Origin of the sequence: uncultured Gimesia sp. (assembly GCF_937919775.1) — a bacterium.
Classification (GTDB): Bacteria; Planctomycetota; Planctomycetia; order Planctomycetales; family Planctomycetaceae; genus Gimesia.
Window position 1 is genome coordinate 1 of sequence record NZ_CALFPF010000066.1, and the last position, 1,880, is coordinate 1,880.

General features: G+C 49.0%; 2 protein-coding genes. Both read right to left on the reverse strand.

Annotation, left to right across the window (positions count from 1 at the left end; all coding sequences use genetic code 11):
- Nucleotides 1–43: 43 nt before the first annotated feature.
- Entirely contained in the window at nucleotides 44–1,042 is a 999-nt protein-coding gene (locus tag Q0294_RS01705) for a polysaccharide deacetylase family protein (protein ID WP_299460208.1), read from the reverse strand.
- 42 nt (nucleotides 1,043–1,084) lie between these two features.
- Nucleotides 1,085–1,880 (reverse strand): NAD(+) synthase (gene nadE, locus Q0294_RS01710; protein WP_299460211.1); only part of this gene is annotated, 796 nt, incomplete at its 5' end.

Here is a 1,880-nt window from a genome sequence, read left to right on the forward strand (position 1 = left end):
TGACAGATTATGATAAGCAAACGGAAATTATGTACAGTTTGCCTTAGCAAAAGACCTGTGGAAGCGAGACGGATGCTCGAAAGAGCGTGGCGGGTTGTTCGGATTCGACGGCGATCCGGGGTATGTCCCACTGATCGTGGATGCCGTGTCGGGAGAATCCGCCATAATAACTGAAGCCCCAGCGATAACCGGCTTGCTTCAAACAGTTTCTGGTTCGTAAATCAAAGCAGTCTTTACCGCCCACGGGATAACTGAAGGCGGAGATGGTTTGACCGATTTCCGTTTCAATTCTCTGTTTGCAATGTTCGATTTCGAATCGCTGTTTTTCTTCAGGATGATTCGCCAGAATCGGGTGATTAACGGTATGGCCTCCGAAATCCATGCCGGCTTCATGCATTTCGCGAACCATGTCCCAGGTCATCCAGACCTGATCGGCGATTTCCTGCGGACAGCGTCCCGAGCCGGTTTTCTCAGCCAGAAAATTCAGATAGTCGTCGGTTTTATCTCCGGGCAATTTTTTGAAGACACTCAGTAATGTTTTAATCGACCCATCACAGTCGTCCGGTTTCAGCGAGACTGCTGTTTTTGTCCAGGGATTTTCTGGCAGCGTATTTTGCGTGGCGCTGCGTACCATCCAGGCAATTTCATCCCACCAGGCGACTTTTCTTTCATCAAGAAAGCCTGTGGTCAGAAAGAATGTGGCGGGAGAATTATACGCTTTCAGGATGGGAAACGCCCACTCATAATTGTCGAGGTAGCCGTCATCGAATGTGATCAGGATATGGCGGCCGCGATGGCGATTACTGAGGTGGTCCAGATCACTGATACGAATCAGATCAAAATTCAAACTGAGAAAATGAACCTGCTGCTCGAAATCTTCGGCTGAAGCGCTCCAGAGTTCATGATCGAACAACGAACCGTCAATGTCGCCAACCCGGTGGTAATTCAGTACGATCAACCCATTCCAGAGAGCAGCGGTGCGCGCGAGACTGTTGAATCCGCTCCAGTCTAATGCTTTTGCCAGCAGTTCTTTTTTACTCACAATCCTGAGCCCTTTTCGTTGTTTTGAAGACAACGCCGCAAACTAATTATTTGTATCTGCCGAGACGGAATCGATCACCTGGGGCGGCATGTGTAAATAGCGTGCCGCTTTTCGTTTGGATTCGATATCGCCGTAAACCAGTTCCACCTGTTCGGCTGGCAGAGCAATCCCTTCTGCCACAGCCGCGGCTGAAAAACCGTGGTTCAATCCGTACAAGCAGCAATCCAGTTTGTCATATGAAACAGCGAAGAAAAATTCTTCCTGTGATTGCTCGAGCGAATAAGTGTCTGTTGTCGGAGGACGCATGCGAATGATTTCCGGTACGTCCAGATAAGCGGCCAGCTGATAAACCTGCGATTTATAGAGATGGGCAATCGGTTTCAAGTCGGCTGCGCCGTCGCCATTTTTAACAAAGAATCCCTGATCGTATTCGAGCCGATTCGGCGTTCCGGGAACGGCGTAATTCAAGCGGTCGGCATGATAATACTCCATCATTTTGCGGCAACGCTGTTTGAAATTGGTCGCGGCGACGATGGTCTGGTAAGCCGATAAAGGCAGGCGTTTTTTGATAAATTCTCCCGAGGGCGTTTGCACGACAACGGAAAATACGCGGTAACCGCCTTCCTTGAGCAGGTTCGGCAGTACAATTTTTGATTTCCAGTTTGGTTGATATTCGGGAATCACCTGTTTAATAGCGGCATCGCGGCGTTCATAGCAGCCTGCGCCCTGCAGCATCGGTGAAATATTTTCGACAATGGCTTCCACATGAAAATGATCTGCCAGTAATTGACCATAGGTCAGACTTTCATCTTTCGTATCATGTTCGGGCATCATGATT